The organism is Pararhodobacter zhoushanensis (genome assembly GCF_003990445.1).
GTDB classification, from domain to species: Bacteria; Pseudomonadota; Alphaproteobacteria; order Rhodobacterales; family Rhodobacteraceae; genus Pararhodobacter; species Pararhodobacter zhoushanensis.
In genome coordinates this window covers 56,330-83,305 of the sequence record NZ_REEZ01000007.1, presented here as the reverse complement: position 1 = coordinate 83,305, position 26,976 = coordinate 56,330, and the positions used below count along the sequence as shown (strand labels likewise).

At 64.5% G+C, this 26,976-nt stretch carries 32 protein-coding genes; 14 read left to right on the top strand and 18 right to left on the bottom strand.

Features of this window, described 5'->3' with window-relative positions:
- Positions 1-4: 4 nt before the first annotated feature.
- From EAE28_RS15765 to EAE28_RS15730, 8 genes are all read right to left on the bottom strand, one after another.
- Positions 5-712, bottom strand: a complete 708-nt coding sequence (locus EAE28_RS15765; RefSeq protein WP_246022382.1) for an ABC transporter ATP-binding protein — start codon at positions 710-712, stop codon at positions 5-7.
- Complete coding sequence (locus EAE28_RS15760; protein ID WP_127107974.1) at positions 702-1,466, bottom strand: ABC transporter ATP-binding protein; 765 nt, start codon at positions 1,464-1,466, stop codon at positions 702-704. Before EAE28_RS15760 ends, EAE28_RS15765 begins: the two co-directional genes overlap by 11 nt.
- A gap of 7 nt (positions 1,467-1,473) precedes the next feature.
- A complete protein-coding gene (locus tag EAE28_RS15755) occupies positions 1,474-2,643 on the bottom strand; it encodes an acyl-CoA dehydrogenase family protein (RefSeq protein ID WP_127107972.1) in 1,170 nt (389 codons plus the stop codon).
- Positions 2,643-3,422 (bottom strand): enoyl-CoA hydratase/isomerase family protein, encoded by a 780-nt coding sequence (locus EAE28_RS15750; protein ID WP_127107970.1) that lies wholly within the window; start codon positions 3,420-3,422, stop codon positions 2,643-2,645. Before EAE28_RS15750 ends, EAE28_RS15755 begins: the two co-directional genes overlap by 1 nt.
- Before the next feature lie 12 nt (positions 3,423-3,434).
- Complete coding sequence (locus EAE28_RS15745; RefSeq protein ID WP_127107968.1) at positions 3,435-4,538, bottom strand: acyl-CoA dehydrogenase family protein; 1,104 nt, start codon at positions 4,536-4,538, stop codon at positions 3,435-3,437.
- A 308-nt stretch (positions 4,539-4,846) separates the two neighbouring features.
- On the bottom strand, positions 4,847-5,629 hold the full coding sequence (locus tag EAE28_RS15740; protein WP_127107966.1) for an ATP-binding cassette domain-containing protein: 783 nt from the start codon (positions 5,627-5,629) through the stop codon (positions 4,847-4,849).
- Entirely contained in the window at positions 5,629-6,705 is a 1,077-nt protein-coding gene (locus tag EAE28_RS15735; protein WP_127107964.1) for an ABC transporter permease, read from the bottom strand. The genes EAE28_RS15740 and EAE28_RS15735 overlap by 1 nt, the downstream gene beginning before the upstream one ends.
- 111 nt (positions 6,706-6,816) lie before the next feature.
- Positions 6,817-7,827: a sugar ABC transporter substrate-binding protein gene (locus EAE28_RS15730; protein WP_127107962.1), complete on the bottom strand. Its 1,011-nt coding sequence runs from the start codon at positions 7,825-7,827 to the stop codon at positions 6,817-6,819.
- Between the two features lie 187 nt (positions 7,828-8,014).
- Here EAE28_RS15730 and EAE28_RS15725 point away from each other — a divergent pair, with 187 nt between their 5' ends.
- Positions 8,015-9,214 carry an ROK family transcriptional regulator gene (locus tag EAE28_RS15725; RefSeq protein WP_127108221.1) on the top strand — a complete coding sequence of 400 codons (1,200 nt, stop codon included), beginning with the start codon at positions 8,015-8,017 and terminating at the stop codon, positions 9,212-9,214.
- A gap of 2 nt (positions 9,215-9,216) precedes the next feature.
- On the opposite strand, the gene EAE28_RS15720 is transcribed toward EAE28_RS15725, so the two are convergent.
- Positions 9,217-9,588, bottom strand: coding sequence for a hypothetical protein (locus EAE28_RS15720; RefSeq protein WP_246022380.1), 372 nt, complete (start codon positions 9,586-9,588; stop codon positions 9,217-9,219).
- The gene (locus tag EAE28_RS15715) at positions 9,585-10,007 is read right to left on the bottom strand and encodes a hypothetical protein (protein WP_127107960.1); all 423 of its coding nucleotides are present in this window, start codon (positions 10,005-10,007) and stop codon (positions 9,585-9,587) included. Before EAE28_RS15715 ends, EAE28_RS15720 begins: the two co-directional genes overlap by 4 nt.
- Before the next feature lie 336 nt (positions 10,008-10,343).
- Here EAE28_RS15715 and EAE28_RS15710 point away from each other — a divergent pair, with 336 nt between their 5' ends.
- The 7 genes from EAE28_RS15710 (at position 10,344) to EAE28_RS15685 (ending at position 13,796) form a co-directional block, all read left to right on the top strand.
- On the top strand, positions 10,344-10,637 hold the full coding sequence (locus EAE28_RS15710) for a hypothetical protein (protein WP_181954499.1): 294 nt from the start codon (positions 10,344-10,346) through the stop codon (positions 10,635-10,637).
- The gene (locus EAE28_RS15705) at positions 10,634-10,987 is read left to right on the top strand and encodes a hypothetical protein (RefSeq protein WP_127107958.1); all 354 of its coding nucleotides are present in this window, start codon (positions 10,634-10,636) and stop codon (positions 10,985-10,987) included. The genes EAE28_RS15710 and EAE28_RS15705 overlap by 4 nt, the downstream gene beginning before the upstream one ends.
- Positions 10,988-11,032: 45 nt before the next feature.
- On the top strand, positions 11,033-11,851 hold the full coding sequence (locus EAE28_RS15700; RefSeq protein ID WP_127107956.1) for a transglutaminase-like domain-containing protein: 819 nt from the start codon (positions 11,033-11,035) through the stop codon (positions 11,849-11,851).
- An 88-nt stretch (positions 11,852-11,939) separates the two neighbouring features.
- The gene (locus tag EAE28_RS24370; RefSeq protein ID WP_281279603.1) at positions 11,940-12,074 is read left to right on the top strand and encodes a hypothetical protein; all 135 of its coding nucleotides are present in this window, start codon (positions 11,940-11,942) and stop codon (positions 12,072-12,074) included.
- Between the two features lie 60 nt (positions 12,075-12,134).
- The gene (locus EAE28_RS15695; RefSeq protein WP_127107954.1) at positions 12,135-12,596 is read left to right on the top strand and encodes a hypothetical protein; all 462 of its coding nucleotides are present in this window, start codon (positions 12,135-12,137) and stop codon (positions 12,594-12,596) included.
- Positions 12,597-12,677: 81 nt separating this feature from the next.
- Positions 12,678-12,869, top strand: coding sequence for a hypothetical protein (locus EAE28_RS15690; protein ID WP_127107952.1), 192 nt, complete (start codon positions 12,678-12,680; stop codon positions 12,867-12,869).
- A 51-nt stretch (positions 12,870-12,920) separates the two neighbouring features.
- Entirely contained in the window at positions 12,921-13,796 is an 876-nt protein-coding gene (locus EAE28_RS15685; RefSeq protein ID WP_181954498.1) for a transglutaminase family protein, read from the top strand.
- Positions 13,797-13,801: 5 nt separating this feature from the next.
- Here the strand turns inward: EAE28_RS15685 and EAE28_RS15680 are convergent, their stop codons facing one another.
- Positions 13,802-14,038, bottom strand: coding sequence for a hypothetical protein (locus tag EAE28_RS15680; RefSeq protein ID WP_127107949.1), 237 nt, complete (start codon positions 14,036-14,038; stop codon positions 13,802-13,804).
- Between the two features lie 218 nt (positions 14,039-14,256).
- On the opposite strand from EAE28_RS15680, the gene EAE28_RS15675 reads away from it, so the two are divergent.
- Entirely contained in the window at positions 14,257-14,916 is a 660-nt protein-coding gene (locus tag EAE28_RS15675) for a Crp/Fnr family transcriptional regulator (RefSeq protein WP_246022377.1), read from the top strand.
- Positions 14,917-14,922: 6 nt separating this feature from the next.
- On the opposite strand, the gene EAE28_RS15670 is transcribed toward EAE28_RS15675, so the two are convergent.
- The 5 genes from EAE28_RS15670 to EAE28_RS15655 all read right to left on the bottom strand — a co-directional run bounded on the left by EAE28_RS15670 (position 14,923) and on the right by EAE28_RS15655 (position 19,011).
- Positions 14,923-15,087 carry a DUF3309 family protein gene (locus tag EAE28_RS15670; protein ID WP_127107945.1) on the bottom strand — a complete coding sequence of 55 codons (165 nt, stop codon included), beginning with the start codon at positions 15,085-15,087 and terminating at the stop codon, positions 14,923-14,925.
- 66 nt (positions 15,088-15,153) lie between these two features.
- The gene (locus EAE28_RS23815; protein ID WP_164736659.1) at positions 15,154-15,294 is read right to left on the bottom strand and encodes a hypothetical protein; all 141 of its coding nucleotides are present in this window, start codon (positions 15,292-15,294) and stop codon (positions 15,154-15,156) included.
- 271 nt (positions 15,295-15,565) lie between these two features.
- Complete coding sequence (locus EAE28_RS15665) at positions 15,566-16,462, bottom strand: SDR family NAD(P)-dependent oxidoreductase (protein WP_127107943.1); 897 nt, start codon at positions 16,460-16,462, stop codon at positions 15,566-15,568.
- A gap of 15 nt (positions 16,463-16,477) precedes the next feature.
- The gene (locus EAE28_RS15660) at positions 16,478-17,290 is read right to left on the bottom strand and encodes an enoyl-CoA hydratase/isomerase family protein (RefSeq protein ID WP_127107941.1); all 813 of its coding nucleotides are present in this window, start codon (positions 17,288-17,290) and stop codon (positions 16,478-16,480) included.
- The gene (locus tag EAE28_RS15655; protein WP_127107939.1) at positions 17,287-19,011 is read right to left on the bottom strand and encodes an AMP-binding protein; all 1,725 of its coding nucleotides are present in this window, start codon (positions 19,009-19,011) and stop codon (positions 17,287-17,289) included. The genes EAE28_RS15660 and EAE28_RS15655 overlap by 4 nt, the downstream gene beginning before the upstream one ends.
- Before the next feature lie 106 nt (positions 19,012-19,117).
- Here EAE28_RS15655 and EAE28_RS15650 point away from each other — a divergent pair, with 106 nt between their 5' ends.
- The 4 genes from EAE28_RS15650 to EAE28_RS15635 all read left to right on the top strand — a co-directional run bounded on the left by EAE28_RS15650 (position 19,118) and on the right by EAE28_RS15635 (position 22,605).
- Positions 19,118-19,603: a MarR family winged helix-turn-helix transcriptional regulator gene (locus tag EAE28_RS15650; RefSeq protein WP_164736658.1), complete on the top strand. Its 486-nt coding sequence runs from the start codon at positions 19,118-19,120 to the stop codon at positions 19,601-19,603.
- 86 nt (positions 19,604-19,689) lie between these two features.
- Entirely contained in the window at positions 19,690-20,718 is a 1,029-nt protein-coding gene (locus EAE28_RS15645; RefSeq protein ID WP_127107935.1) for a TRAP transporter substrate-binding protein, read from the top strand.
- An 80-nt stretch (positions 20,719-20,798) separates the two neighbouring features.
- The gene (locus EAE28_RS15640) at positions 20,799-21,326 is read left to right on the top strand and encodes a TRAP transporter small permease (protein WP_127107933.1); all 528 of its coding nucleotides are present in this window, start codon (positions 20,799-20,801) and stop codon (positions 21,324-21,326) included.
- Complete coding sequence (locus EAE28_RS15635; protein ID WP_127107931.1) at positions 21,313-22,605, top strand: TRAP transporter large permease; 1,293 nt, start codon at positions 21,313-21,315, stop codon at positions 22,603-22,605. Before EAE28_RS15640 ends, EAE28_RS15635 begins: the two co-directional genes overlap by 14 nt.
- Positions 22,606-22,659: 54 nt before the next feature.
- Here the strand turns inward: EAE28_RS15635 and EAE28_RS15630 are convergent, their stop codons facing one another.
- On the bottom strand, positions 22,660-24,603 hold the full coding sequence (locus tag EAE28_RS15630; protein WP_164736657.1) for a response regulator: 1,944 nt from the start codon (positions 24,601-24,603) through the stop codon (positions 22,660-22,662).
- Positions 24,604-24,890: 287 nt separating this feature from the next.
- Positions 24,891-25,952: a YeiH family protein gene (locus tag EAE28_RS15625; protein WP_127107927.1), complete on the bottom strand. Its 1,062-nt coding sequence runs from the start codon at positions 25,950-25,952 to the stop codon at positions 24,891-24,893.
- Between the two features lie 142 nt (positions 25,953-26,094).
- Between EAE28_RS15625 and EAE28_RS15620 the strand changes: the two genes are divergently transcribed.
- On the top strand, positions 26,095-26,967 hold the full coding sequence (locus EAE28_RS15620) for a LysR substrate-binding domain-containing protein (protein WP_127107925.1): 873 nt from the start codon (positions 26,095-26,097) through the stop codon (positions 26,965-26,967).
- The last annotated feature ends 9 nt before the right edge of the window (positions 26,968-26,976 follow it).

Here is a 26,976-nt window from a genome sequence, read left to right as displayed (position 1 = left end):
CGGCTCAGACCCCCAGGTAATGTTTGACGCGGTCCATGTCGGTCCGCAGGGTTTCGGCATCCAGCGTGTCCACCACCACGCCGTTCTCAACGACGACATGGCGATCCGCGACGCGGCGGGCGAATTGCAGGTTTTGCTCGACCAGCAGGATGGTGAATCCCTGCGCCTTCAGCCGCAGGATCTGCTCGCCGATTTCCTTGACCACCACCGGAGCCAGCCCCTCGCTGGGTTCGTCCAGCAACAAGAAGCGCGCGCCGGTGCGCAGGATGCGGGCGATGGCGAGCATCTGCTGCTCGCCGCCCGACAGCTTGGTGCCGGGGCTTTTCAGCCGCCGCTGCAGGTTCGGAAACTGCGCCAGCAAATCGCTGTCCGCGATCCCGCCGGGTTTCAGCACCGGCGGCAGGGTCAGGTTTTCCGACACGTTCAGCGACGAGAAGATCGCGCGTTCTTCCGGGCAATAGGCGATCCCGGCGCGGGCGATCTGATAGGTCCGCTTGCCGATCAGCTCTTGCCCGTCGAAACGGATCGAGCCCGTGCGCTTGCCCACGATGCCCATGATCGAGCGCAGCGTGGTGGATTTACCCGCGCCGTTGCGACCGATCAGCGTGACCAGCTCTCCGGGGCGGACGGTGAAATTCATCCCGTGCAGCGCCTTGGACTCGCCGTACCAGGCGTGCAGGTTTTCGACCGAAAGCAGCGCGTCACTCGTCATCGACGCCTCCCATATAGGCGGTGATGACCTCAGGGTCGTTGGAGACCTCGTCATAGGTTCCCTCGGTCAGCACCTCGCCGTGTTGCAGCACGGTGATGCGCTCGCACAGGCTGGAAACGACCGAGAGGTTATGCTCGACGATCAGGATGGTGCGCCCGGCCGACACCGCGCGGATCAGGTCGGTGATCGGCGCGATGTCTTCGTGACCCATGCCCGCCGTCGGCTCATCCAGCAGCATCACCTTGGGGTCCAGCGCCAGCGTCGTGGCAATTTCGAGCGCGCGTTTCTTGCCGTAGGACAGCTCGGTTGCCAGCGTGTCCTCCTGCCCGGCCAGCCCTACCTGCGCCAGTAGCGCGCGCGCCGGCTCGTTCAGCGCCTTGATCGAGCCCAGCGAGCGCCAGAACCGGAACGCCGTGCCCTGACTGGATTGCAACGCAACGCGGATGTTTTCCAGACAGGTCAGATGCGGAAACGTCGCCGAAATCTGGAACGAGCGCACCAGCCCCAGCCGCGCCACCTGCGCCGAGCGCAGGCCAGTGATGTCTTGCCCGTCCAGCAGCACCTGCCCGCTGGTCGGCGTCAGGGTCTTGGTCAACAGGTTGAAGCAGGTCGTCTTGCCCGCCCCGTTCGGCCCGATCAGCGCGTGGATCGCGCCACGCCTGACTTTAAGGTTCACATCCTTGACCGCGTGGAACCCGCCAAAGGATTTGGTCAGGCCGCGCGCTTCAAGGGCGTAGTCGGTCGGAGTGCTCATGGGGCCCTCACCGTGACGGCAGGCCAAGGACAGCCTTGGCCAGAATGTTACGCTGAATCTCGTTCGAGCCGCCAAAAATCGCCGGGGCCCGAGCGTCAAGGAACAGGTTCATCGCGTCGACATGGCCGTCGGCGATGTCCAGATCGTCATAGAACCGCGCCTCCTCGCCCGCGACGTCGAGGGTTTCTTCGGTGATGCGTTGGTACAGCTCGGTGCAGAACAGCTTGAGCACCGACACATCCGCGCCCAGCGTGCCGCCTTCGCGCAGCACCTTGGCGAAGCGCTCGAACGCCGAGCCAAGGTCGTACAGATCCAGCCGCAGCTTGGCATAGCGCGAACGGAACGCCGCGTCGTCGAACGCGCCGCGGTCGCGCGCCAGCAGCTCCAGCCGCTTGAGCGCGTATTCGGGCCGCGAAGGCGCGCCCAGAAAGATCCGCTCGTGCCCCAGAACCGCCTTGGCCAGCGCCCAGCCGCCGTTGATCTCGCCGACCACGTTCTTGACGGGCACCCGCACGTCATCAAAGAACACCTCGCAGAAATCGGCCTCTTCGCGCAAGTTGGGGATCGGTCGCACGACGACGCCGGGTGAGGTCAGATCGACCAGCAACACGGTGATACCGCCCTGCGGTTTGGGTGTGTCCTTGTCGGTGCGCGCCAGCAGCAGGATCCAGTTCGCGCAATGCGCCAGCGTGGTCCAGATCTTCTGGCCGTTGATCACGAACTCATCGCCATCACGCACCGCCGAGGTGCGCAACGACGCCAGATCGGACCCGGCATTGGGTTCGGAATAGCCCTGACACCAGACGTGTTCACCGGTCAGGATCTTGGGCAGGAAGAACTCTTTCTGCGCCTCGGTGCCGAATTCGATCAGCAAGGGGCCGGTCAGGCCGATGCCGTGATCGGGGATGCGCGGACAGCCAAGGCGCGCCCATTCCTCAACATACACAATATGCTTGGCGGCGTTCAGCCCCATGCCGCCGTGTTCCTGCGGCCAGATCGGCGACAGCCAGCCCTTGGCAGACAGCGCCAGATACCAGTCGGCGACCTCGTCGAACACCGGGCGCTGTTTGCGCATGAAGCGCAGATGCGCCGCGCAATTGGCATCGACCCAATCACGGAAGATCGCGCGGAAATCCTCGTCGCTCAGCGCGTTCCAGTCTTGTTGCGCGGGCAGCATCACAGTTCGTCCTTGAACACGGCCGGGCGCTTTTCGATGAAGGCGCGCATGGCTTCCTTGCTGTCGTCATGGCGCGTCATCTCGACCGTCAGGTTCTGTTCGAACCGGTAGCCGTCCTTCAGGCCCATCGTCTCGACCGTGTTGAGCGCGCGCTTGGCCAGACGGATACCCGCCGGGCTTTTCGACGCGATCTGACGCGCCAGACCCATCGCGGTTTCCATCAGCTCCTCAGGCTCGACGCAGGCTTCGATCAGGCCGCGGCGATACAGCTCGCCCGCCGGAACGCGCCAGCCGGTCAGCACCATGCGGCGGGTCAGCGACAGCGGGAACACCCGCATCGTGTGGCGCACGCCGCCCATCAGGCCGATGTCGATCTCGGGCAGGCCAAACACCGCATTGGTCGAGGCGACAATCATGTCCGAACAGATCGCCAGCCCCATGCCTGCGCCCAGCGCCGGGCCGTTAACGGCGGCAATGACGGGGATGTTCATCTCGGTGATGACAAAGCCCACCTCACGCGCGCGGCGCAGGTGGCGGTAGGTGTCACCGGGCGCGCCGTCGGCGACCTTGGCGCGCGACTTGATGTCGGCCCCGGCGGAAAAGCACTTGCCCGCGCCCGTCAGCACCACACAGCGCACACCGGGGGTCTCATTGAGTTCGTCGAACACCTCGATCAGCTCTTCCATGAATTCGCGCGATTGCGCGTTCACCGGCGGGGCATCCATGGTGACCACGGCGATGTGGTCGGCAATCTCGGTCTTGATCAGGTCGTTACGCATGGAGTGGTCCTTTCAGGCAGCGAGGTCGGCATCGAGAAACGCAAGGCGCAGCGCCTCGGGTTGGCCCAGCGTCGCGTTCAGGCTGATCGCGCGTTTCAGATAGAGGCCGATGTCGCATTGGTCGGTGAAGCCCATCGCGCCGTGCAGCTGGATGGCTTTGCGGGTGATCGAGGTGGCGGCATCGCCGGCCCGTGCCTTGGCGGCCAGAACGGCCTGGGCGCGGTCTTCGGCGGTGGTAGTGGCGGCATGGGCGACGGCGGCACAGGAAAATTCGGCCTCGGACCACATATCGACCAGACGGTGCTGGATAGCCTGAAAACTGGCGATGGTCTTGCCGAACTGCACGCGGTTGCTGGTGTACTCGACGGTGATCTCCAGCGCACGCGAGGCAAGGCCTGCCAGTTCGGCGGCCAGTGCCAGACGGCTGAGTCCGATGGCGTTGGTGAGCGCGGCCTCGACAGTCGCACCCCGGCCCAGAACCTGCGCCGCGCTGACCGGCACCGCGTGCAGCGTCACCCGCGCCAGTGTCGCGCCATCAACGCCGGGGCGCTGGTGGAGGCGCAGCCCGTCGGCCCCGGCGTCCAGATGGACCAGCGCCAACCCGTCCGCATCCTGCGCCAGCACCAGAAAGCCGGTGGCCGACGCGGCACCCGGGACCAGATGCGCCTCGCCGGTCAGCGTGCCCTCGGCACTCAGCGTCAGCGGGGCACGGCGACCGCGCGCGTCCTGCCACAGCACCGGCAGGATCTGTTCGCCCGCGATCAGCCCTTCGGCCAGCTGCATCAGGGCGGCGCTGCGCGTCAGCCCGGCCAGCAACGCGCCGGGGAACACTGCCAGCGGCGTGTAGGCTTCGGTCAGCAGCGCGCGGCCCAGCGCCTCGGCCAGTACGACCAGTTCGGCGGTGCCCAGCCCCATGCCGCCCAGATCCTCGGGCAGGGTCAGGCCCAGAAATCCGGCCTCGGCCATGGCGCTCCAGACTGCGGCGTCCAGATCGGCGCCATCGGCGCGGCGGCGGCGCATCGTGGCCGGGCCATCGGCGCGGGCGGCCAGCCCGGCCACACTGTCGCGCAGCATGGACAGGGTCGAGTCAGGGTCATCGAGTAGGATCAGGGGCATGTCGCCTCCGGCTGTTGCACATGGGGCGCGCGTCGCACCCGATCTGTCAGCGGAGCAGCCCGAAACACCCCGTCGCCGCAGGCTGTGCGGCCGGTTTTGTGGTGTTGTGAGAGCCTCCCTGACGGATCGAAATCCACGCCCTTCCGCGTTCTAGGAGCCGGGCTTTTGGCCAACTTGTCAAAACCTATCGCATGGAGAGCAAACAGTTTCACAAGTATGAAAACGGCGGGCTGCCGGGGACAGGACGCAATGCAAAAAGCGCCACCGGACGGTTTGTCCGATGGCGCCCGGTTGCGGTGCGGTTCGCTTCAGGCTGCGGTCAGCGCCGGGGCCTCTTTCGCGCCGGTCATGAAAGCGACGGCGTCGGACATGGTATAGTCCTTGGGGTCGATCACGCACAGCCGCTTGCCCAGCCGGTGAATGTGGATGCGGTCGGCGACCTCGAACACGTGCGGCATGTTGTGGCTGATCAGCACAATCGGGATGCCCCGGTCGCGCACGTCCTTGATCAGCTCCAGCACCCGGCGGCTTTCCTTGACGCCCAGCGCGGCGGTCGGTTCGTCCATGATGATGAACTTGGTCGCGAAGGCCGCAGCGCGCGCCACCGCGACGCCCTGACGCTGCCCGCCCGAAAGCGTCTCGATGGTCTGGTTGATCGACTGGACGGTCATCAGCCCCAGCTCGGTCAGCTTTTCGCGGGCGAATTTCTCCATCGCCTTCTTGTCCAGCAGGCCCAGATATTTGCCGAAGAAGTCGTTACGGCGGATCTCACGCCCGGTGAACATGTTGTCCGCAATCGACAGCGCGGGTGACAGGGCGAGGGTCTGGTAGACGATCTCGATCCCCATCGCGCGGGAGTCGATGGGGGATGAGAAATTGACCGGCTTGCCCTCGATCAGGATCTCGCCCGCATCGGGCTGGATCGCGCCACAGATCGCCTTGACGATCGACGATTTCCCTGCCCCGTTGTCGCCGATGACGGCAAGGATCTCTCCGGGCATGAGCTCGAAATCGGCATTGTCGATGGCCGTGACATGGCCGTAGCGTTTGACGATCCCGGTGGCTTTGACGACAGGTGTGATCCCAGACATTATGCCGATACCTTTCTGATCCACTGGTCGATGGCGACCGCGATGATGATAAGCCAGCCGGTGGCGAAGACCTGCCAGAGCACGTCGACCCCGGCCAGACGCAGCCCCGATTCAAACACGCCGACGATCAGCGCCCCGAACAGCGCGCCCAGGATCGAGCCGCGCCCGCCGAACAACGAGATGCCCCCGATCACCACAGCGGTGATGCTCGACAGGTTGCCCTCGTAGAAACTCTGCGGCGAGATCGCACCGACCCGCCCGATCGAGGCCCAGGCGGCAATCGCGCAGATGAACCCGGCGACCATATAGACCTGCACCAGCGTGCGGTTGGTGCGGATACCGGCCATTTCGGCGGCCTCCTTGTCGTCGCCGATCATATAGACATGGCGGCCCCAGGCGGTCTTGTTCAGCACATACCAGAGCACCAGAAAGATCGCGATCATCAGCAGCGAGCCATAGGTCAGCCGCGCCGATCCCAGAATGATGTTGGTGCCGAAGAATTTCAGGAAGCTGGCGTTGGCGTCAATGTCCTGACTGCGGATCGACTGCGCGCCTGATAGCCACAGGTTCAGCGCAAAGAAGATGTTCCAGGTGCCCAGCGTGACGATAAAGGGCGGCAATTTGATCTTGGTGACCAACAGCCCGTTCAGCAGCCCCGCTGCCGCCCCGGCAACGAAGCCAAGCAGCAGTGCCAGCACGGTGGGCACGCCCAGACTGACGCCCAAATTGCCCATGATCACGCTGATCAGCACCATGATCGCGGCGACGGACAGGTCGATACCGGCGGTGATGATCACCAGGCTTTGCGCGGCGGCCAGAATGCCGATGATCGACACCTGCTGCATGATCAGGGTCAGGTTGAAGGGCGTGAAGAACCGCTCGCCCGCGATCAGGCCAAAGGCCACAATCGCGACGGCCAGCACGATGATCGGCACCAACGTCGGGTTGGCATGCAATGTGTGCTGCACCCGCTGCAAGGGCGCGCGACGCTTGTTGGCGAAGTCAGCGACAGAGGTGTCACTTTGGTTCAGAGTCTGTTCGAACTCTTGCCCAGATGCGGTGGATCGCTCTGCCATCTTTTCCTCCAACAGAGAAGTTTCGGGCCGTTGTGTCACGCACCCCAAGAGCCGTGGCTCGCGTCACCTGCGGCCGGGCGTTGACCGCCCGGCCGTCGGTCGTTCAGGGGATCAGCCCCAGCAGAGCGACAGCGCTTCCTGCGAGGTGATCGAGTCGATGCCTTCCACCGGGTGATCGGTGACCAGCGTAACCCCGGTGTTGAAGAAATCCAGTCCGGGGGTGTTCTCGGGCCGCGTGCCATCCGCCGCAAAGGCGATGATCGCGTCGATGCCCATAGCCGCCATGCGCAGCGGGAACTGCATCGAGGTCGCGCCAATGATGCCTTCGGCGACGTTCTGCACGCCCGGGCAACCGCCATCGACCGAAACGATGATCGCCTGCTCTTCCAGACCGAAGGCGCGCAGGGCTTCATAGGCACCGGCGGCGGCGGGCTCGTTGATCGTGTAGACGACGTTGACGCCCGGATCGAGCTGGAGAAGGTTCTCCATCGCCGTGCGGCCACCCTCTTCATTGCCGTTGGTCACGTCGTTGCCGACGATGCGCTCATCGGTTTCGTCGCCGATGTCGGTCGGGTCCATGATGTCGACGCCAAAGCCCTGCAGGAACCCGTTGTCGCGCAGATAGTCGACCGAGATTTCCGAGGCATTGAGATCCAGCAGCGCGATGCGCGCGCCCGAAGTATCGCCCATCGTCGCCGCAGCCCATTGGCCGATCAGTTGACCGGCGACGAAGTTGTCGGTGGCAAAGGTCGCGTCGGCGGTCTCGGCGGGCTCGAACGGGGTATCCAGCGCGATGACCAGAATGCCGGCTTCACGGGCCTGTGTCACGACCGGCGCCAGAGCGCGGGAGTCGGACGGCGTGATCAGGATGCCCGCCGCGCCTGCTGCGATGCAGGTCTCGACGGCGGCGACCTGCGCTTCGACGTCACCGTCGATGGCACCGGCATAGGTCAGCAGGTTGATGCCTGCGGCGTTCGCGGCTTCGGTCGCGCCCTCGCGCATTTTCACAAAGAACGGGTTGGTGTCGGTCTTGGTGATCAGGCAGGCGGTGGCGTCCTGCGCCATCGCACCCGTGGTCATCGCGGCCAGTGCCAGAGCCGAACTGGTGAGCAGTAGTTTCATGGTGTCCTCCCTTGGATCCCTTGGTGTCCGGTGCGGCTGCCCCGACCCCCCCCTGCCGCATCCTCAAGGGCAGGTGACGCTCAAATGACCTGATTCCCTTGAGTCTGTCAATTAATAAATCAAGTTGATTTACTAATCCATCCATGCGACCTTCCCTTGGGTCAGAGAGGCGACTATGGTCCGCAGCATGGATGGCGATCACGTCAGAGAACTGTCAGGGGGCGTCAGCCAAAGCGGGGTTCGTGATCACAACGAACGCCTGATCCTGTCTGTTATCCATCGCTATGGTGCCATGCCCGGCATCGACGTGGCCCGTCGCACGGGCCTGTCGACGCAGACCGCCTCGATCATCACGCGCAAGCTGGAAGGCGACGGCATCCTGCGGCGCGGCGCGCCCAATCGCGGCAAGGTCGGCAAGCCCTCGATCCCGATGGAACTGAACCCGGACGGCGTTCTGGCCTTTGGCCTCAAGATCGGTCGACGCAGCGCGGATCTGTTGCTGCTGGATTTCGCGGGCACCGTGCGCGCGCAGATCCACACCACCTATCCCTACCCGCTGCCCGAGAACGTCTTTCGCTTCCTCAAGGACGGGCTGGGCGAGATGCTGACGCAGCTGCCCCCTGCCCTGCTGCCGCGTATCTGCGGCATCGGCATCGCCACGCCTTTCGAGCTGTGGAAATGGCACAACATCGTCGGCCTCGCCGCCGACAAGTTCCGCTCGTGGAAGGATGTGGATTTCGCCCATGAGGTCGCGCAGTTCAGCGACCTGCCCGCCTTTGTGGTCAACGACGGCACCGCCGCCTGCCACGCCGAACACCTCTACGGCCGTGGCCGAGAGTTCCGCGATTACGCGTATTTCTTCATCGGCTCGTTCATCGGCGGCGGCGTGGCGCTCAATGGCACGGTGTTCGAGGGCAATCAGGGCAACGCGGGCGCGCTGGGGTCGATGCGCAGCACCGGGCCGCTGGGCGAAAGCCAGCAGCTGATCGACGTGGCGTCGCTGCATCTGCTTGAGGCACGTCTGATCGAAGCCGGGATCAACCCGCAGATCCTGTGGCAAACGCCGCAGGACTGGACGGGGCTGGCGCGCTATGTCGATCCATGGATCGGCGAAACGGCGCAGGAACTGGCCAAGGCCTCGCTGTCGATCTGCTCGGTGATTGATTTCGAGGCCATCGTCATCGACGGGGCCTTCCCGCCCGATGTCCGCGCCGAACTGGTCGAGCGGGTCCGCCGCTACCTGATCAATCAGGACAAGCGCGGGCTGATCGAGCCGCGCATCGAAGCGGGCAGCGTGGGCGAGAACGCCCGCGCCATCGGTGCCGCCAGCAGCCCGATCTTTTCGCAATACCTGCTCAATACCAACGCGGGCCTGTCGGCCTACTGACCTCAGGCGACCGGCGTTTCCTGATGCGACAGGCGCACCCATCGGCCGTCGTCGTGCAGATAGGTCGAGACGCAAAGCGCCTCGTAGATCGGCGCACCCTCCCGTTCTGCCGAGGCGTGGTACGCCAGCACGGCCACATCTTTCTGACGGCTGTAGGTCTTCTCGGTCATGGTGATCGTGCGCCAGAGCGGCTGGTCTTTCAGGTGCTGCCAGATGGTCTGGCCCTGCAGAATGCCCGGCGCATAGGGCAGGATCATCACCGCACCGGTGGCCGAGGTGCCGCGCGCGGCATCCAGTCCGGCGGTCCAGAAGTGCTCTTCCATCTCCCACAGATCGGGCTCGTGGTGGCGGCTCAGCGTCACGGCGCGCATCATCCGCCCGACCCCAGGGGCGCAAAGAAGAAGAGCTGCGCCAGAACCAGCAGCACCACCGACACCGCGATGATCGCGCCGAGCGGCAGCGACTGCGTCGCCGCGCCAAGCGTGCCCGGCAGCTTGGGCGTCTGGCGCATGCGCTCGGGCAGCAAGCGGGTCAGCCGGTCCGAGGTTGCCGCATGCTCGCGCACCATGGCAGGCACGTCGCGGAAGCTGGCCAGCAACGTGCCCAACCGGCTGCTTGCCGCCTCACGCGGCAGCGCGCCCAGCTCGGACGCCTCTTTCCACGGATCGAGACCCAGACGGGCCAGCGCAGACAACACGGTCACCACGAAGCCGTTCTGGTCATCGCCCACCGGTGCATACAGAAACGCATCGAATTGCGTGCCGTGCGGGTGTTCAATCGAGGGTCCGCTCATGGTGATCTCCTGCGTTCGCACGGCGCCGGGCGTGGCGCAGCGGCGTCTTCTGTCCCGTGCCGCCCGCAGAAGCTGACAACACGCAGACAGGCTCCCTGCACAATAACGGCCATGCGTGACCCCGTGCTGATCCAGATCAGCACGGATACAGGCCAAGCCCTGCGGTTCCGCCCATAGATCACGCGATGCGCCGACTCGGCACTAACCTCGATCAGTCTGACCTTGATACGCGCGCGGTATCGTGCGTGTGTGTAGTGATGACGCCACAAGCGCCTGACGCGACGCCTTGCAGGGGCGCAGCGCGCCCGACACAGCGACCTCAGCCAAGGAAACCGGATGAACACGCGGTCAACCCGTTCGACCCTGACGTTTGCCCGACCGTTCCGGTTGAGGGGATACCCCGACAAGCTGCCGGCGGGCGATTACGAGATCATCATCGAAACCGACGCGTCCCGGCCAGACTCGGCGCGCTATTTGAGCGTACCCGGAACCGGCTTTCTCAACGGCGTGACCGAATTGCGCCAGACGACCAGACGCGATCTTGAGGCGGCCCTCTGCCGCGCTCAGGAGGGCCGCAACGGCCCTGACTTAAGCGATGCGGCGCTTTCTCCGCAGGAGGACTTGATTTGACCACTCCCGATTGGCTGAAACCCGGTATCTATGGCGCCATTGGCGGCGCAGTTCTTGTTGCGATCGTTGGCTTTAGCTGGGGTGGCTGGATGACCAGCAGCAGCGCAAACACGATGGCGAGCGAAATGGCGCGGAACGACGTGATCACGGCGATGATCCCGGTCTGTGTCGGCCTGTCGCGCGCTGATCCGGCCCGCGAAGCTCAACTGGCCAGCATCCGCGACGTTGCCGCCTATCGCCAGCGCGATGCGGTGATGGCGACCGGCTGGGCTACCATGCCGGGTGCCGATGCCCCGAGCCGCGATCTGGCCCAGGCCTGCATCGCCGAACTGGATCTGGAGGCCTCGTAAGAGGCCTCTGTCCCCTTTTTTCAGCCTGACTTTGGAACCCTCTTCATGCGCATAACACTGGGCTGTCGGCTCACCTATCAACTGACGCAGGCGACGCCGATGATCGTCATGCTCAACATGCATTATTCGCGCTTCGGCGATCTGGAACGGCCAGACTATCTGACCACCATCCCCGCCGTTCCGCTGGAAAGCTACCGCGACCGGTTTGAAAACTGGTGCGTGCGGCTGGTCGCGCCCGAGGGTCAGTTCACGCTGACCACGGACGGGATCTGCCGCGATGCGGGGCTGCGCGATCCGGTGCCGCCGATGATGGACCAGCACGCGGTGCAGGATCTGCCGTCGGAAACGCTGGTCTACCTGCTGGGCAGTCGCTACTGCGACACCGACCTTTTGTCGGACCAAGCCTGGCAGCTGTTCGGAAATGGTCCGACGGGCACGGCGCGGGTGCAGGCGATCTGCGACTATGTGCACAACCATATCCGCTTTGGCTACGAACACGCCCGCGCCACGCGCACCGCGTCGCAGGCACTGGCCGAGGGTCACGGCGTGTGCCGCGACTACACCCATCTGGCAATCACCCTTTGCCGCTGCATGAACATCCCGGCACGCTATTGCACCGGTTATCTCAGCGACATCGGCGAGCCCCTGCCGCATCCCCCCGGCGACTTTGCCGCGTGGATGGAGGTCTATCTGGGCGGGCAATGGTGGATGTTCGACCCGCGCAACAACGTGCCGCGCATGGGCCGGGTGCTGATGGCGCAAGGTCGTGACGCGGCCGATGTGCCTTTGGTGCAGACCTTTGGCCCCAACACCTTGTCTGGTTTCGAGGTCTGGACCGACGAAATCACCGACGGCAAGGCCTGATCCGGCGGCGTTCCATGGTAATGGGGCGAGCCAATCCCCATCTATGAAGGGCTGGCGCACTGCTGCCAGCGATCAAAGGATCAACACCATGTCCTTCAAGGACCTGACGACCCGCGCGGCAAACCCGGCGGCGACCCCTGCTGTATCCACCAAGACACCCGATGCCACCAAAACCCCGGCGCCTGCCGCGCCCAAGGTGTCACCGGACAAGAAACCGTCCTGAGACGTCACCCTGCGGGCTCAACTCTGAGCCCGCGGCACCCGGCAACCGGAGTGCGCGCCGATGAAACGCCTGACCCACAAGAGCACGGCGATCTTCGAGCGCGCCTTCACCCTGCGCGGCCTGCACGAAACCTTGCCTGCCGGGGTCTATGCGATCGAAACCGAGGTCACCGCGACGCCTTGGGGTGACGACCCTGACAGCAGAAAGGCGATGGTGCGCATCCTGCTGCAGCCGCGCGCCTCGCATCCAAGCATGGTGCGGCATCTGACGCTTTCGCTGGAAGCGCTCAACGCAGCGCTGGCGCAGGATTCTTCGCTCTGGCCCGATTCTTCGCTTTGGCCCGCGCCTGATCTGGCGTTTGCGGCGGGGTTGCTGGCCACGGGCCTGTCGGAAACGCGGGAGCGCCCGGATCCGTCGAACAGCGCGGCGCTTACAGATGCCGCGTTGCGTCAGCAGCCCCCACTTCGCGCCCCTCAGGTCGCAGAGAACGAGGGCACGCCGGTGCTGGCAGTCAAACGCTAGCCCGGCCTGCCAAGCCCGAATGCCGCCGCCCTGTTCGACCTGTGTCGAGCGCAAGGCCCGGTTGACCGAGGACACTGTCCCATGACCCAAAAACCGCTCCATACGCTGGAAATGCCCGTGGTCACACCGGCCGAAAACGACGTGACGAAAACCCGCAACTGCCTGCGCTGCAACACCGCCTTTGTCAGCGAAGGCTTTGGCGAGCGTATCTGCAAGCGTTGCAAGGGCCAGAAAGCCTGGCGCAACGCGGCTCCCTCGGGCTCGCGCCGCTGAATGTACCCTCTATGGCAGGCCCCGCCCTGCCCCTCTTTAACAGGACTTGCTGTGACAACTCTCGAAACGGTCCATACGACCACCTACCGCTACCAGAACCCCGTCTCGCTTGGGCCGCACCGCCTGATGCTGCGCCCGCGTGAGTCGCGCGATCTCAAGCTGTTGTCGCATAGCGTTACGATCACGCCCGAGGCGACGGTTACCTGGGCGCATGACGTGGCCGGGAACGCTGTTGCCACGGCCAGTTTCACCACCCCCACCGATACGCTGGTGATCGAAAGCCGCGCCACGCTCGAACTGACCGCGCCGGCTTGGCCGGTGTTCTCGATCGCTGCGTCGGCCACGACCTATCCGTTTCAGTATTCACCCGATGACTGGACCGATCTGGGCGCGCTGCCCACACCGCAATTCCGCGACGAGAACGGCCGTTTTGCGCGCTGGGTCGCGGGTTTTATCTTCAAGCAACCGACCGACACGCTGTCGCTGCTCAAGGACATCAGCAACGGCGTGTCGAACCGGATTTCATACCAGAGCCGCGAGATGGAGGGCACGCAATCGCCCCTGGCCACGCTGGACCGGGGTTGGGGTTCGTGCCGCGATTTCGCCGTGCTCTTTGCCGAGGCTGCGCGCACGCTGGGCTTTGGCGCGCGCATCGTGTCGGGCTATCTGTATGACCCGACGGGCAGCCTGATCGGCTCAGCCGATTCCGGCTCGACCCATGCCTGGGCCGAGATCTTCGTGCCCGGCGCTGGCTGGATCGCCTTTGATCCAACCAACCGCAGCGTGGGGTCAGGCAACCTGATCCCGGTGGCTGTGGTGCGCGATGTGCGGCAGGCGGTGCCGGTATCAGGGCAGTTCGTCGGCAGCAAAGACACGACGGCAGAATTACTTGTCTCGGTCCTGGTGTCACCCAGCGGGGCGACATGAGCCCCTCAGGGTCTGCGGACCGAGTTCCCGCCCGCAATGATGCGATTGATCAGCGCCGCGACCGAGGCGTGTATCAGCAACTCGGCCTCGGTTCCCTCGGCGCTCGCGTGCGAGGCAGCGGCGTCCTTGAGAACGCCGACAATTTCGCTCTCAGGCAAGATGTTGGCGTCATTCAGGGCCAGCAGCAAAGCCTCGCAAATTGAGAGCGCTGCCATGCCTGCGTATGTGGTATCGTCGGTCATCTTGTGCCCTTCAAGGAATTCGGCCCCCGCGCAAAGTGGCTGAGCCGTGCCGCCAAGAGAATCGTTCAGAACGTGTCGCCTTTGGCTGATCAACATCAGTCGCCGCTCTGTTTTTAACCCGTACCCGACGTGCCAACGATAAAGGACAGATCATCGCCACCCTGCCACTGGCCCGCAAACTGGGCGCTTTCGTCGCTCTGACCCATGTCGAGCTCTCTGTGCTCGACGCAATGCACAAACGGCGCCGCACCTTTGTCGCGGGGCGCGATCTTGTCCATCAGGGGCAGTCCGACCAAGCAGCCTATATTCTGGCGTCGGGCTGGGCCTGTTCCTACAAGATCCTGCGCGATGGCGAGCGGCAGATCGTCGACTTCCAGATCCCCGGTGATTTTCTCGGCCTGCGCAGCGTGCTTTTGCACACCGCCGATCACAGCATCGAACCGATCACCGATATCGAGGTCTGCGAGGTGCAGGCCAGCGACCTGCTGGGCGCCTTCACCCGCACGCCACGGCTGGCGACGGCCGTGCTATGGGCCGCGTCGCGCGATGAAGCGATGGTGGTTGAGCATCTGGTGGATATCGGACGCCGCCACGCCGCCGAGCGCATGGCGCATTTCCTGCTTGAGCTGGGAGCGCGCCTGTCGCTCGTCGGGCTGGCGACCAAGGCGGGCTACACCTGCCCGCTGACGCAATACCTGCTGGCCGACGCGCTGGGGCTGAGCGCCGTGCACGTCAACCGCGTCTTGCGGCAATTGCGCGAGACGGGGCTTTTGACCTTTCGCGACGGCTACGTCACGTTTGACGATTACGATAGGTTGCGGGAGTTCGCCGGGTTCGATCCGGTCTATCTGGATCACGCGGGTCCGCTGCTGCGCTGAACGGGCTCAGATGCGGCCCATCAGCATCAGGATCACCACAACGATCAGAATCGTGCCCAGAACGCCGACGCTGGTGTGGCCATAGCCATAGCCATAGCCGCCAAATCGGCCACTGACGCCGCCGAAAAGAACGAGGACCAGAAGGATAACAAGGATCAAGCCAAGAGACATGGCGGGTGCTTTCTGTTGGGGTGCTATCGGCCTGCCGGGTTGCGGTGATCGACCCGGCTGCGTTGGTTAATGTCCGTCGATGGAAACGCCGTGCCCGTCGATCTGGATGCTGATGCCGCTCTGGCGGTCCTGATAGACCATATAGGCCGCGACCATCGCCACGACGGCCAGCCCCGCGATCACCACAAGAAGGGCGGTGCGCGTCATGATCGGGCCCTGAGGCAGGGAAAACAGGCGAAGGCAGTCGAGGTCATCAGCGAACTTTCCAGATACGTCCGCACACGCCAGACACACGGGACGACCGAAACGAAGGGCAACAGCCTTCCCGTGTGACGTTGGCGTAGCTGGACAGTGTAACACTCACCAATACGCGGTGAGCTTTTCGCATTATCCGTCAGCGGTCTTTCGACCACACTGATCCATGTTGGTGTCCGCGTGAAATCACCGGTGATTTTTGCGTCGGCCCAACGCCCTTCGTTCAGTCGAAATCCAGCGGCACGCCAACGCGTTGCACCGCGCCGTTTGAGAAGCTCTCCCACTGCGCCGCCAGTGCCTCGGGCGTCCAGCCTTGCGTCTGCAATTCGGTGCGGATCTCGGCGGGGTGCGACCACAGGCTGAGGCGGTCGCCGCCGATGCCGATGCACTGGCCGCTCACCCCGCGCGCCGCATCCGAGGCCAGAAACACCACCAGCGGCGCAATATCAGCCGCCGTGCCGATGCCGTGTCTGGCGCGCAGCTGCTCGGGCAGGGGTTCGCCGCGCTCCATCGCCGCAACATGCGGGGCCAGCGCAGGGATCGTCGCCGTCATCCGTGTCAGCGCCGTCGGCACGATGGCGTTGACCGTCACCCGGTCGCGCGCCAGTTCCAGCGTCCACGACCGCATCATGCCGACGATGCCCGCCTTGGCCGCCGCATAGGCGCCCTGTCCGAAATTGCCCAGCTGTCCGGCCGGCGAAGCCGCAAGGATCAGACTGCCCCCGCCGCCTTGCGCCTTGAACTGCCGTGCCGCAGCGCGCCCGCATTGGAAGGTGCCGCGCAGATGGGTCGAAAGGACCAGATCGAACGCGTCATCCTCGGTCTTCCACAGCACGGAATCGCGCAGCACACCGGCGTTGGAAAACAGCGCATCCAGCCGCCCGAACGCTTCAACCGCACGACCGACACAGGCCTCGGCCGCGCCGTTCACGCCGATCGCCGCCACCTCGGCCACCGCGCGGCCCCCGGATTGGCCGATCTCTTCGACCACGGACTGCGCGGCATCGGCGTCGATGTCGTTGACCACCACTGCCGCCCCGGCCTGCGCCGCCGCCAGCGCGGTGGCGCGGCCAATCCCTTGCCCCGCGCCGGTGATCAGCAGAACTTTTCCTGACAGCATCGTCCCGTCTCCGCCTTAGCGCCCGCGATAGACCGGCGCGCGTTTTTCCATGAAGGCGCGCGGCCCTTCGCGCGCGTCCTCCGTCGCCATCACCCGCGCCTTCGAGAGTTCCTCAAGCGCGTAGCCTTCGGCCAGCGTGCGGCCAGTTGCGGCAATCACCGTGCGCTTGGTCTCTTGCACCGCGACCGGCGCATTCGCGGCGACGCGCTGCGCGATCTGCATGGCGGTGGACATCAGCGCGTCAGGCGCGACGATCCGGCTGATCAGACCCGCGCGCAGCGCGGTGTCGGCGTCAATCGGCTCGCCGGTCAGCAGCATCTCCATCGCCATCGCATAGGGGATCTGACGCGGCAGCCGCGCCAGCGCACCGGCAAAGGGGATCACGCCGCGCATCACCTCGGGCAGCGCAAAGCGGGCCTGCGGCACGGCGATGCGGATGTCAGTGCCCAGCAGCATCTCCATCCCCGCCGCCATGCAGGCGCCATTCACCGCCGCGATCACCGGCTTGTGCAGCTCGACATTGCGATAAGCGATGCGGTCGTTGATGCTGTCGTCGGCCAGAAAGCGGTGATCCCACTCGGTTTCCGGCTGACGCGCGCCCGACAGCAGCGGCAGCGACAGCGCCAGATCACCGCCCGAGCAAAACGCCTTGTCCCCCGCACCGGTCAGGATGACAGCGCGGATGGTGTCATCGGCGTCGATCTCGGCCAGTGCATCGGCCAGACGGCAGGTCAGCTCAGGGCTGAGCGCATTGCGCGCCGTGGCCCGGTTCATTGTCAGGACCGCAACGGACCCCTCACGGGTAAAGAGCAGGGGGAGTTCCGTCATCCGCGTACCGCCTTGATCCGCCCGCTCTGGATCGCCTCGGCGGCCTCGTTGCGCAGCGCAAATTTCTGAATCTTGCCGTTGGCCGTCATTGGCATCGAGGTCACGACGGCGATGTATTTCGGCATCTTGTGACGCGCCATGCGTTCACGGCAGAAATCCTGCAAGGCGCGCGGCGTCACCTCGCCGCCGGGCACCAGCACGACATAGGCAAAGTTCTCTTCGCCCAGTTCCGGGTCGGGCACGCCGACAACCTGCGCCTCGCTCACGGCGGGATGGTCGAGCAGACAATCCTCGATCTCGACCGGATAGACGTTCTCGCCACCCCGGATGATCATGTCCTTGATCCGGCCCACGATGCTCAGATGCCCGGTCTCGGCCAGCACGGCCAGGTCGCCGGAATGCAGCCAGCCGTCCGGCTCGATCGTCTCGGCGGTTTTCTCGGGCATGTCGAAATAGCCCGCCATGGTCAGATAGCCGCGAATGCACAGCTCGCCTGCCTCGCCCCAACCCTTCACCGCTCCGGTTTCGGGATCGACGATGCGGATTTCGGTATGCGGCAGCGGCACGCCCGCCGTACTGACGCGGGTTTCCAGATCGTCGCTGTCCTGCGTCTGGGTGATGATCGGGCTGCACTCGGTCATGCCCATGATAACCAGCGGCTCGCCGCCCGTTTCATCGCGCATCCGGCGGATCAGGCTGGGCGGGACACTGGTGCCGCCGGTGATGATGCGGCGCATGGTGCGGGTGTTGCGCTGCGGATAGGTCGGATGTTCCAGCATGCGCACCATCATCGTCGGCACAGCATTGAGCAGGCTCGGCTGATATTTGTCCCACAGATCGAGCATGCGCCCGGCCTCGAACGCGTCCATCGTCACCAGCGCCCCGCCACAGGCGAGCATCGCCATCACGTTGCACACGCAGCCCGCCGTATGGAACAGCGGCATCGCCGACAGCATCACGTCGCCTTCGACATAGCTGCCCCGGTCGGCCATCAGCCGCGCGTTGTTGACGGTGGAATGATGGGTCAGCATCGCGCCCTTGGGCTTGCCCGTAGTGCCGCTGGTGTACTGGATCTGCGCCACATCGCGCGGGCGCACCTGCGCCTGACGCGCTTGACGGGCGCTGTCGTCCACGCCGTCACCGCGCGCGAGCAGGCTGTCGAAGGGCATCGCAAACGGTGCCTCGCCCGGCCCGATCAGTGCCAGTCGGCGCAGGGCGGGCATGGCGGAGCCTTGGCGCAAACCGTCGGGACCCGTGGCGAGATCCGGCAACAGCGCGCGCAGATCGCCGATGATGTCGCTGCCGCGGAAGCTGGCCGAGAAGAACAGCGCCGCGACCTGACCCTGCCCCAGCAGATAGTCCAGCTCGTTGCGTTTCAGCGCCGGGTTCACCGTCACCAGCACCGCGCCGATCTTGGCCAGCGCAAATTCCAACAGCACCCACTCGGCGCAATTGGGGGCCATGACCGCCACCCGGTCGCCAGCGCCGATGCCCCAGTCGATCATTCCGCGCGCCAGCCGGTCAGCCTCGGCCCGCAGCGCGGCGAAGGTCCACTCGGTCAACACATCGCGGCTGCGGTCGTCGACCACAATCGCCAGACGCGATCCGCGTGCATCGGCCTGCTGGTCCAGAAAATCGCCCAGCGTGATGTCCAGCAGAGCAGGCCCCTGAGCGCTGGGGTGCCACCAGGCAAGCCCGGTACGGTCGTTTGTCTCGGTCATGTCATTCCTCCCACGTGCCCACAGAGTATCTGGACAGCTCCTGACTGTCGTGATATCCAATTGTTCGACTTCGATCAATCCAGTATCCGACTATCTGGGAGAAATCATGCAAAGCGCCGTCCAACTGCTGGCCGATATCGACGCCGAAGCACCGCTGGAACTGCAGCCGTCGCTGGAACGCAGTGTCAACTTCCGCCTGCGGATGGCGCAGATCCTCGCCTACAAGAGCTTCGAGGCGAAAGTGCCCGATCACGGCGGCGCGGCGCGTTATCTGGGCCTGCTGTCGATCATCTGCCAGAACCCCGGCCAGTCGCAGATCAAGCTGGCCGAGGCCGTGGGCCTGCAACGCTCAAGCCTGGTGCCGATTCTGGACAAGATGGAAGCCAACGGCATTCTCGAGCGCCGCGCGGTCGATGGCGACCGGCGCTCGAACGCGGTCTGGCCGACGGACCATGGCCAGGCGGTAGTCGCCGACCTGACGGCACAGGCGCTTGAACTGGAAACGCGCACGCTGGACGGGCTGAGCGCCGAGGAAACCGATCAACTGCTCGGGCTTATGGACCGGGTCATCACCAATTTGCGGCGCGGCTGAGCCCGCCACAACAGACCGACCCGCCGCCATGGTGGCGACGGGTACCGGCGCGGCGGGGGGCTGCGCCACATTGAGGGAGGAAGACCATGAAAAAATCCGTATTCGCGGCATCGACCGCGCTTGGCCTGGCGTTCGCGCCGGTCGTGCAGGCGCAGGAAGTGACGCTCACCCTGTCGCATTGGGTGCCGCCGGTGCACACCGTCGACACGCTGGGGATGGTGCCCTGGGCGCAATCCATCGCCGAGGAATCGAACGGCCGCATTCAGGTCGACATCTATCCCGCCCAGCAATTGGGCGCAGCGCCGGACCATTATGACATGGCGCGCGACGGTGTTGTCGATATCAGCTTCATCAACCCCGGCTATCAGGCGGGCCGCTTCCCGATCATCGCAGCGGCAGAGCTGCCGTTCCTGGTGTCGAACGGCACCTCGGCAAGCCGTGCGCTGCACGAATGGTATGCACAATACGCCGAGCAGGAAATGGGCGATGTGCATGTCTGCCTTGTCCACCTGCACGAACCGGGCACCTTCCACGCCACCCGCGGCCCGATCGCCGGCCCTGACGATTTCGCCGGCATGAACGTGCGCCCGCCGCAGGGCACCATCGCCCGCCTGATCAGCAACATGGGTGCCAGCCCGGTACAGGTGCCGGTGCCTGAAATGCGCGAGATCCTGTCGAGCGGCGGTGCCGACGTGACCAGCGGACCGTGGAACAGCCTTCGCCTGTTCGGCGTTGAAGACATCGTGACGCACCATCTGGACCTGCCGCTCTATTCGGTGGCCTTCGTCTGGGCGATCAACCTTGACGTCTACAACAACCTTTCGGACGAGAACCGCGCCGTGATCGACCATCACTGCACGCCCGAATGGTCCGAGCGCGTCAGCACGCCCTGGGCGATGCAAGAGCGTGAGGCGCGGCCCTACTTCGTCGAGACCGAAGGCCACACGATGTACACGCCGAACGCCGAGCAACTGGCGCAGTGGCAAGAGCTGTCGCAAGAGCTGCGCGCCGAATGGGCGACCAACGCCACCGCAGCTGGTCTGGCCGATCCGGCAGCAGCACTGGCCGATCTTGAGGCGCGCCTTGTCGCCGCTGACGGCGCCTATCAGCCCTGAGGCCATCCTTGTCCCCGGCGTGCCCGCGCGCAGGCCGGGGACATCCCCTTTCTTCAGCCAAATGCAGTGACGGAGCACCCATGTCCCGCCTGATCGAAGTCTTTTGTCGAACGGTTGAAACGATCGCAGCGATCCTTCTGGGTATCGTCATGCTTCTGGTCGTCGTGTCGACCTTTGGTCGCTACGCCCTTGCCATGCCTGTCCCTGACAGCTTTGACATTTCGCGCTACCTGCTGGGTGCCTGCGTGATGTGGGGCTTTGCCGTCATCGGCCTGCGAGGCGGGCACATTCAGGTCGACATCATTGCCGATCTTGTCGGCCCGCGCGCCCGCCGCTGGATCGACACCTTCGCCTGGGCCCTGCTCTTGCTGTTCATCGCCCTGATCGCCTGGAAGATGCTGGGCCGCGTTCAGAGCGCGATGCGCACCAACGAAAGCACGTTTGAACTGCGCCTCGCAGCCTGGCCCTTTCTGGGCGTCATCTGGCTTGGCGCCGCAGCAAGTGTCGTGACCGTCAGTGTCAAATTGCTGCGCATAATCACGGGACGCGAATTGGTCGACTCGGCCGACGATCGCGAATTGGAAGAGGCCTCTCATGGCGAACGCTGACCTGATCGCAATTCTGGGCTTTGTAAGCCTCTTTGCGCTGTTGCTGTTGCGGGTACCGATTGGTGTGGCGCTGGGTCTGGTTGGCGTGGCCGGCTATGGCGCGATGCGCGGCCTGACCCCGGCCCTCAACGTCCTGGCAACCTCACCCATCCGCGTGGTCACCGACTTCAACCTGAGCGTGGTAAGCTTTTTCATCCTCATGGGCGTGCTGGCAACCAATTCAGGCATGAGTCGAGAGTTGTTTCGCGCGTCGAATTCATGGCTGGGACAGTTCCGGGGCGGTGTCGCGCTGTCGACCATTGCCGCCTGCTCGGGCTTCGCTGCGATCTGTGGCAGCTCGGTCGCCACAGCTGCCACGATGACCAAGATCGCCCTGCCCGAAATGCGCCGCTTCGGCTATCGCGAGGATACCGCGACAGGCGTGATCGCGGCGGGCGGGACGCTGGGCATCATGATCCCGCCGTCTGTCGTGCTGGTGATCTATGCCTACATCACCGAAACCGACGTCGGTCAGTTGTTCATCGCGGGTATCGTTCCGGGCATTCTGGCCGTCATCCTCTACATGGTGACGATCCTCACCGCGCATCGTCGCGGCCTTCCCGCCGGCACCCCGTTTGACCTGCAGGAAGCCTTGTCGGCGCTGTCCGGCGTCTGGGCGGTGATCGTGCTGTTCCTTGGGGTGATCGGTGTCATCTACATGGGCATCGCAACCCCCACCGAAGCCGCCGCCGTTGGTGCCTTGCTGACCATGGTCCTTGGCGTGGTCCGTGGCCGACTGGGCCCGCGAGAGATCCTCGACAGTCTGGTCGAGGCGCTGCGCACCTCGGTGTCGGTGTATTCGGTCCTGATCGGCGCGATGCTGTTCAGCTATTTCCTTGCCATCACCCGGTCGCCGCAAAAGCTGACGGCGTGGCTGGTGGATCTGGATTTCTCGGCGCATGGAACGCTGGCGCTGATCCTGATCGCCTTTGTTATCGCCGGGTGCATTCTGGACACCATGGCCATGATCCTGCTGCTGGTGCCGATCGTGTATCCGGTGATCATTCAGCTGGGTTTTGATCCGATCTGGTTCGGCATCATCATCGTCATGGTCGCCGAGCTGGGCCTGATCACGCCGCCGGTGGGGATCAATGTGTTCGTGATAAATACCATCGCCAAAGACGTACCGCTGGGGACGATCTTTCGCGGCGTCCTGCCCTTCATCGCGACGGACATCCTGCGGCTGATCCTGCTGGTTGTCTTTCCGGGCCTTGTGCTGTTCCTGCCCAGCACAATGTAACCAGTGCCCCCTCTTTCGCCGCCAGCGCGCCGCGAAAGAGGGGGACGGCAGGGTTCACGACTCGAGCAATTCGGTGATGGTGCGCCGCAACGTCTTGCGATCAATCGGCTTTTGCAGAAACTCGATCCGGCCCGCGAAGGTGAACTGCTCGCGCAGCCGGTTCGATTCATAACCCGACATCAGCAACACCCTGGCATCGGGCCACAGGGCATGAACCCGGCCTGCAAGGTGGTGGCCCTGCAAGTCGCCTGGCATGATCACGTCCGAGATGACCAGATCGAAACGCGGCGACGACTCGAACAGATCCAGCGCTGCGCGGGCGTCCTTGGCTGTCTCGACCTCATAGCCGTCCTGGCTCAGCTGGGTCGCCATCATCTCGGTGATCGCGTCCTCGTCATCGACAACAAGGATACGGGCCCGCCCCTTTGGCGTGTGCGGCTTGGGCCGAGTGATGGGCACCACCGCGCGTTCGACGGTGCCCGAGAGCGGGAAGTACAGCGTGACGGTGGTGCCAAGGCCCACAGCACTGTCGACGCGAATATCCCCGTCCGACTGACGGCAGAAACCCTGCGCCATCGGCAGGCCAAGCCCTGATCCCTCGCCCACACCCTTGGTGGTAAAGTAAGGCTCAAAGATACGCTCCAGCACGCCCGGCGCCATCCCGCTGCCGGTATCGCGCACCTGAACAGTCACATACGGCCCTTCGTTCAGCGGCCCCTCATCATGTGTTGCGACGCGGGGCGACGGCACATCGGTGACCAGACCCGTGGTGACAAAGATGATCCCCTGCGTGTCCATCGCATCGCGCGCGTTGATCAGGATGTTGAGCAGCACCTGCTGAAAATTCGACGGATCAAGGAAGACCTGATGACCCGGCACCGTGAATTGCTCGATGATCCGCAGGCCCGGATCGACGATCCGGCGGAACATTTGCAATGTCTCTGCGACAGACTCGTCCAGCACGAACGGTTCCGGATCGAGCCGCGACTTTCGGCCATAGGTCAGCAACTGACGCGTCAGCGCTGCCGCGTTTGACGCAGCCTTGAGCGCCTGATCTTTGTAATGATCGCGGTTCTCGGGGCTTTCATCATGATCGAACAGCTCAAGATTGCCAATGATGACGGACAGCAAGTTGTTGAAGTCATGCGACACACCACCGACCAGCCGCCCCAGAACGGCAACCTTCTGTGACCGGACCAGTTCCAGATCACGTTCCTTGAGTTCTTCTTCATAGGCGCGGGCTGAGCGTTCCAGCCGGTTGACCCGGTCCGCCACCGTCACCACGGCAATGGTACCCATTGCCACGACCGCAAACGCCAGACAGGTCAGCCGGAAGTCAGCGGTGACGAACTGTTGCTCTGTGGCGACCAGCGCAAGATAGCACATCACGATGGGCCCCAGGATCACCACCGGCAGGATCCGCCGGCCCACCTGACTGCCACGCTCTTGTGCGTACAGAACACCGATCCAGGTCTCATCGGCGCGCATCATCAGCCGACCGGCAAACAGCAGGAAAAAGGCGATCCCCGTATGCAACGCCAGCTTGGTGTAAACGACGTTGCCAAAAAGCGCCTCGGAGTTGAAGATGTATCCGAGCAACGGCAGGCAGGCGACGCACAACCCGACCGAATCCAGTCGCGTGATCAGACGCCGCCAATCGGGCATCATCGCTTGCGCCAGCAGCGCAGCCGCTGCCAGCAAGGCAGCCGCCTGCGAGGCCCAGGACATCCCTTCATCGGCATCGTGAAACAGCAAACGCAGATCCGAGACGTCTTCGAGCAGCACACTGCCCACGATCAGCACGGCGCACAGGATGCCCGCAGCCTTCCCCGGCGCAGTGCGCATCATCAAAGACCCGACCCCGGCAGCGATGATACTGAAGGCAGTCAGCGGCACCATCGCTGGAAAGGGCTGTTGGATGCGCACGAACCGGTCGATCCCAAACCCCCAGCCGAAGATCAACACCGCAAAGGCGATCAGTACGGCACAGCAGATCAACCAAACCGCCTGCCGGTGGAATCTGTCTGGAACGTCGAACAGAGTACTCGGAACCAACGCCTGGGACACGGCAAACCTGTACATCGGGGACTCTGAACAATTGTGCATATTTTATCGACAATTGCACGCGATAAGAAAAACCGATCGCCCGCGCTCCCGCCGAAGGCGATCTGCACGACACGAAGATCAAGGTTTCAGCAGCCGCTCGCAGCGCAGGTGCACGCGGGCCAGGTCGCTGACGGGACAGCGGCTATTGACGCCTCAGCGGTCGTACCGGGCGCTGCACGTCACGGTTGCTGCGTTGCCGCCACCGCCGTCGCAATCCCGCGCGCGGTCGCGGAGTCGCTGATCCACACCGCCGCCAGAAGACCCAGCCCCGAGATGACGGCGAACGTCACCGCGCCCTGCCAAAGCGGCGCATGGCCGAGCGCGCGCAGGCTGGCGAAGCGCGTGTTCATCCCCAGTCCCGCCATCGACGCCGCCAGTAACAACGGCGTCGCGATCACCGCAGCGCTGCGCAGTTCGTCCGGCAACAGGCCCAGCGAATTCAGCCCGCAGAGCGCAAGGAACGCGATCAGGAACTCCGGCACCGCACGCGGGCGCTCCCCCATCGTTCCCGGCGACTGCCGCCATGCGCGGGCAAGCGCGAAAATCACCCCGGCCAGCATCAGCACGCGCCCCAGTTTCATCGCGACCGCCGCATGACCAGACGCATCGCCCCCCGCAAAACCGGCACCGACGGCTTGCGCGACCTCGTGCAGCGACAGCCCCGCCCACAGGCCCGCCTGCACGGCACTCAGCCCCAGAAGGTCGCTCAGCAGTGGCACGGCAAACAGCCCCACCGTACCCCACAGCGTGATGACAGCGACGGCATAGCTGACGGAATCCTCACGCGCACGGATGACAGTATTGACCCCGGCAATGGCCGAGGCCCCGCAAACCGCGCTGCCGGTTGCGATCAGCATCGACAGATCCCGCGCCACCCCCAGTTTCCGACCGACGGCATAAGAAACGGGCAGCGTCACTGCCACGGCTGCGACGATGCCCACCAGCCCTTGCCAGCCAAAGGACATCAGATCGCCCACGGTTATCTGCGCGCCCAAGAGCGCCACGGCAGTGCGCATGACCCGGCGCGCGCAAAACGCGATGCCGGGGCCGCAAGCCTCGTTTACGCCAACCACATTCGCATAGGTCATGCCCAGCAGGATGGCCAAAATCACCGGGCTAAGGCCAACCAGACCGGGCAAGCTGTGGGCATGAAACGCAGCAGCAGTGACGACCGCAACAAGCAGCGACCCCGGGAACAGACCGCGCAGTGTCTCAAGAAAGTGGTTGGCGAGGGCGGTCATGGGGGCTCCTGTCGACGGCAAGGTCTTGGCAGAGGTCTACAGACCGCCCTTCCAACAATCCAATTTATTGTTATTGATAAAATGATCTGCTTTGACGAACATATCCCCCAGAAGCCACCCAGCTCAGCCCGGAAGATCCGCGATGACCCTCGAACAACTGCGCATTTTCCTTGAGGTTGCGCGCCTTCAGCATGTGACTCGCGCTTCCGAGACGCTGCACCTCACCCAGTCCGCAGTCAGCGCCTCGCTGGCCGCACTGGAAGCGCAGCATGGCGTACCGTTTTTCGACCGGGTTGGGCGAGGGATCGTGCTGAATGATGCCGGACGGATGTTCACACCGCTGGCAGAAGCGGTGCTCAGACGCGCAAACGAAGCTGAGAACTGGCTCGCCGAACTGCGCGGCGGTGAGGTCGGAACGCTGCGCTTGCAGGCCAGCCAGACTGTGGCGACCTACTTCCTGCCCAGCCATCTGATCCGCTTCCAGAGCCTGCATCCGCGCGTAACGCTGCACTTCATTCAGGGCAACACCGCCACCGTGGCCGCTGCTGTCCGCTCGGGCGAGGCTGATCTGGGAATCGTCGAAGGCCGGGTTGACAGCCACGGCCTGCGCCAGACGACGGTCGGCGGCGATCGCCTGGTGCTTCTGGTCGGCAAGAGCCACCCTTGGCAGCAACAGCCGCAGCTGACTGCAACAGCGCTGGCCGCCGCCGATTGGGTCTTGCGCGAAGCCGGATCAGGGACGCGCGCACTGTTCGATGAAGCGTTGCAGGGACACGGGATCGATCCGGTCACGCCGATGCTGGAACTGCCCTCAAACGAGGCCTGCATCGCCGCCGTCGAAACCGGACATGGCGCCACCGTCCTGTCCGAGCACGCCGCCGCCCCGCATTGCGCTGCCGGGCGGGTGTTCGAGGTGCCTTTCAGCTTCCCCGAACGCGCCTTTATCGCCCTCAGCCACAGCGAGCGCAGCCTCAGCCGCGCTGCTGAGAACTTCCTTGCGTCGCTGCGCACTTAGCGACAGTGG

Coding starts and splice junctions, on each gene's coding strand:
- EAE28_RS15765 (WP_246022382.1), bottom strand. CDS start 712: ATGACGAGTGACGCGCTGCTTTCGGTCGAAAACCTGCACGCCTGGTAC.
- EAE28_RS15760 (WP_127107974.1), bottom strand. CDS start 1,466: ATGAGCACTCCGACCGACTACGCCCTTGAAGCGCGCGGCCTGACCAAA.
- EAE28_RS15755 (WP_127107972.1), bottom strand. CDS start 2,643: ATGCTGCCCGCGCAACAAGACTGGAACGCGCTGAGCGACGAGGATTTC.
- EAE28_RS15750 (WP_127107970.1), bottom strand. CDS start 3,422: ATGCGTAACGACCTGATCAAGACCGAGATTGCCGACCACATCGCCGTG.
- EAE28_RS15745 (WP_127107968.1), bottom strand. CDS start 4,538: ATGCCCCTGATCCTACTCGATGACCCTGACTCGACCCTGTCCATGCTG.
- EAE28_RS15740 (WP_127107966.1), bottom strand. CDS start 5,629: ATGTCTGGGATCACACCTGTCGTCAAAGCCACCGGGATCGTCAAACGC.
- EAE28_RS15735 (WP_127107964.1), bottom strand. CDS start 6,705: ATGGCAGAGCGATCCACCGCATCTGGGCAAGAGTTCGAACAGACTCTG.
- EAE28_RS15730 (WP_127107962.1), bottom strand. CDS start 7,827: ATGAAACTACTGCTCACCAGTTCGGCTCTGGCACTGGCCGCGATGACC.
- EAE28_RS15725 (WP_127108221.1), top strand. CDS start 8,015: ATGGATGGCGATCACGTCAGAGAACTGTCAGGGGGCGTCAGCCAAAGC.
- EAE28_RS15720 (WP_246022380.1), bottom strand. CDS start 9,588: ATGATGCGCGCCGTGACGCTGAGCCGCCACCACGAGCCCGATCTGTGG.
- EAE28_RS15715 (WP_127107960.1), bottom strand. CDS start 10,007: ATGAGCGGACCCTCGATTGAACACCCGCACGGCACGCAATTCGATGCG.
- EAE28_RS15710 (WP_181954499.1), top strand. CDS start 10,344: ATGAACACGCGGTCAACCCGTTCGACCCTGACGTTTGCCCGACCGTTC.
- EAE28_RS15700 (WP_127107956.1), top strand. CDS start 11,033: ATGCGCATAACACTGGGCTGTCGGCTCACCTATCAACTGACGCAGGCG.
- EAE28_RS24370 (WP_281279603.1), top strand. CDS start 11,940: ATGTCCTTCAAGGACCTGACGACCCGCGCGGCAAACCCGGCGGCGACC.
- EAE28_RS15695 (WP_127107954.1), top strand. CDS start 12,135: ATGAAACGCCTGACCCACAAGAGCACGGCGATCTTCGAGCGCGCCTTC.
- EAE28_RS15690 (WP_127107952.1), top strand. CDS start 12,678: ATGACCCAAAAACCGCTCCATACGCTGGAAATGCCCGTGGTCACACCG.
- EAE28_RS15680 (WP_127107949.1), bottom strand. CDS start 14,038: ATGACCGACGATACCACATACGCAGGCATGGCAGCGCTCTCAATTTGC.
- EAE28_RS15670 (WP_127107945.1), bottom strand. CDS start 15,087: ATGTCTCTTGGCTTGATCCTTGTTATCCTTCTGGTCCTCGTTCTTTTC.
- EAE28_RS23815 (WP_164736659.1), bottom strand. CDS start 15,294: ATGACGCGCACCGCCCTTCTTGTGGTGATCGCGGGGCTGGCCGTCGTG.
- EAE28_RS15665 (WP_127107943.1), bottom strand. CDS start 16,462: ATGCTGTCAGGAAAAGTTCTGCTGATCACCGGCGCGGGGCAAGGGATT.
- EAE28_RS15660 (WP_127107941.1), bottom strand. CDS start 17,290: ATGACGGAACTCCCCCTGCTCTTTACCCGTGAGGGGTCCGTTGCGGTC.
- EAE28_RS15655 (WP_127107939.1), bottom strand. CDS start 19,011: ATGACCGAGACAAACGACCGTACCGGGCTTGCCTGGTGGCACCCCAGC.
- EAE28_RS15650 (WP_164736658.1), top strand. CDS start 19,118: ATGCAAAGCGCCGTCCAACTGCTGGCCGATATCGACGCCGAAGCACCG.
- EAE28_RS15645 (WP_127107935.1), top strand. CDS start 19,690: ATGAAAAAATCCGTATTCGCGGCATCGACCGCGCTTGGCCTGGCGTTC.
- EAE28_RS15640 (WP_127107933.1), top strand. CDS start 20,799: ATGTCCCGCCTGATCGAAGTCTTTTGTCGAACGGTTGAAACGATCGCA.
- EAE28_RS15635 (WP_127107931.1), top strand. CDS start 21,313: ATGGCGAACGCTGACCTGATCGCAATTCTGGGCTTTGTAAGCCTCTTT.
- EAE28_RS15625 (WP_127107927.1), bottom strand. CDS start 25,952: ATGACCGCCCTCGCCAACCACTTTCTTGAGACACTGCGCGGTCTGTTC.
- EAE28_RS15620 (WP_127107925.1), top strand. CDS start 26,095: ATGACCCTCGAACAACTGCGCATTTTCCTTGAGGTTGCGCGCCTTCAG.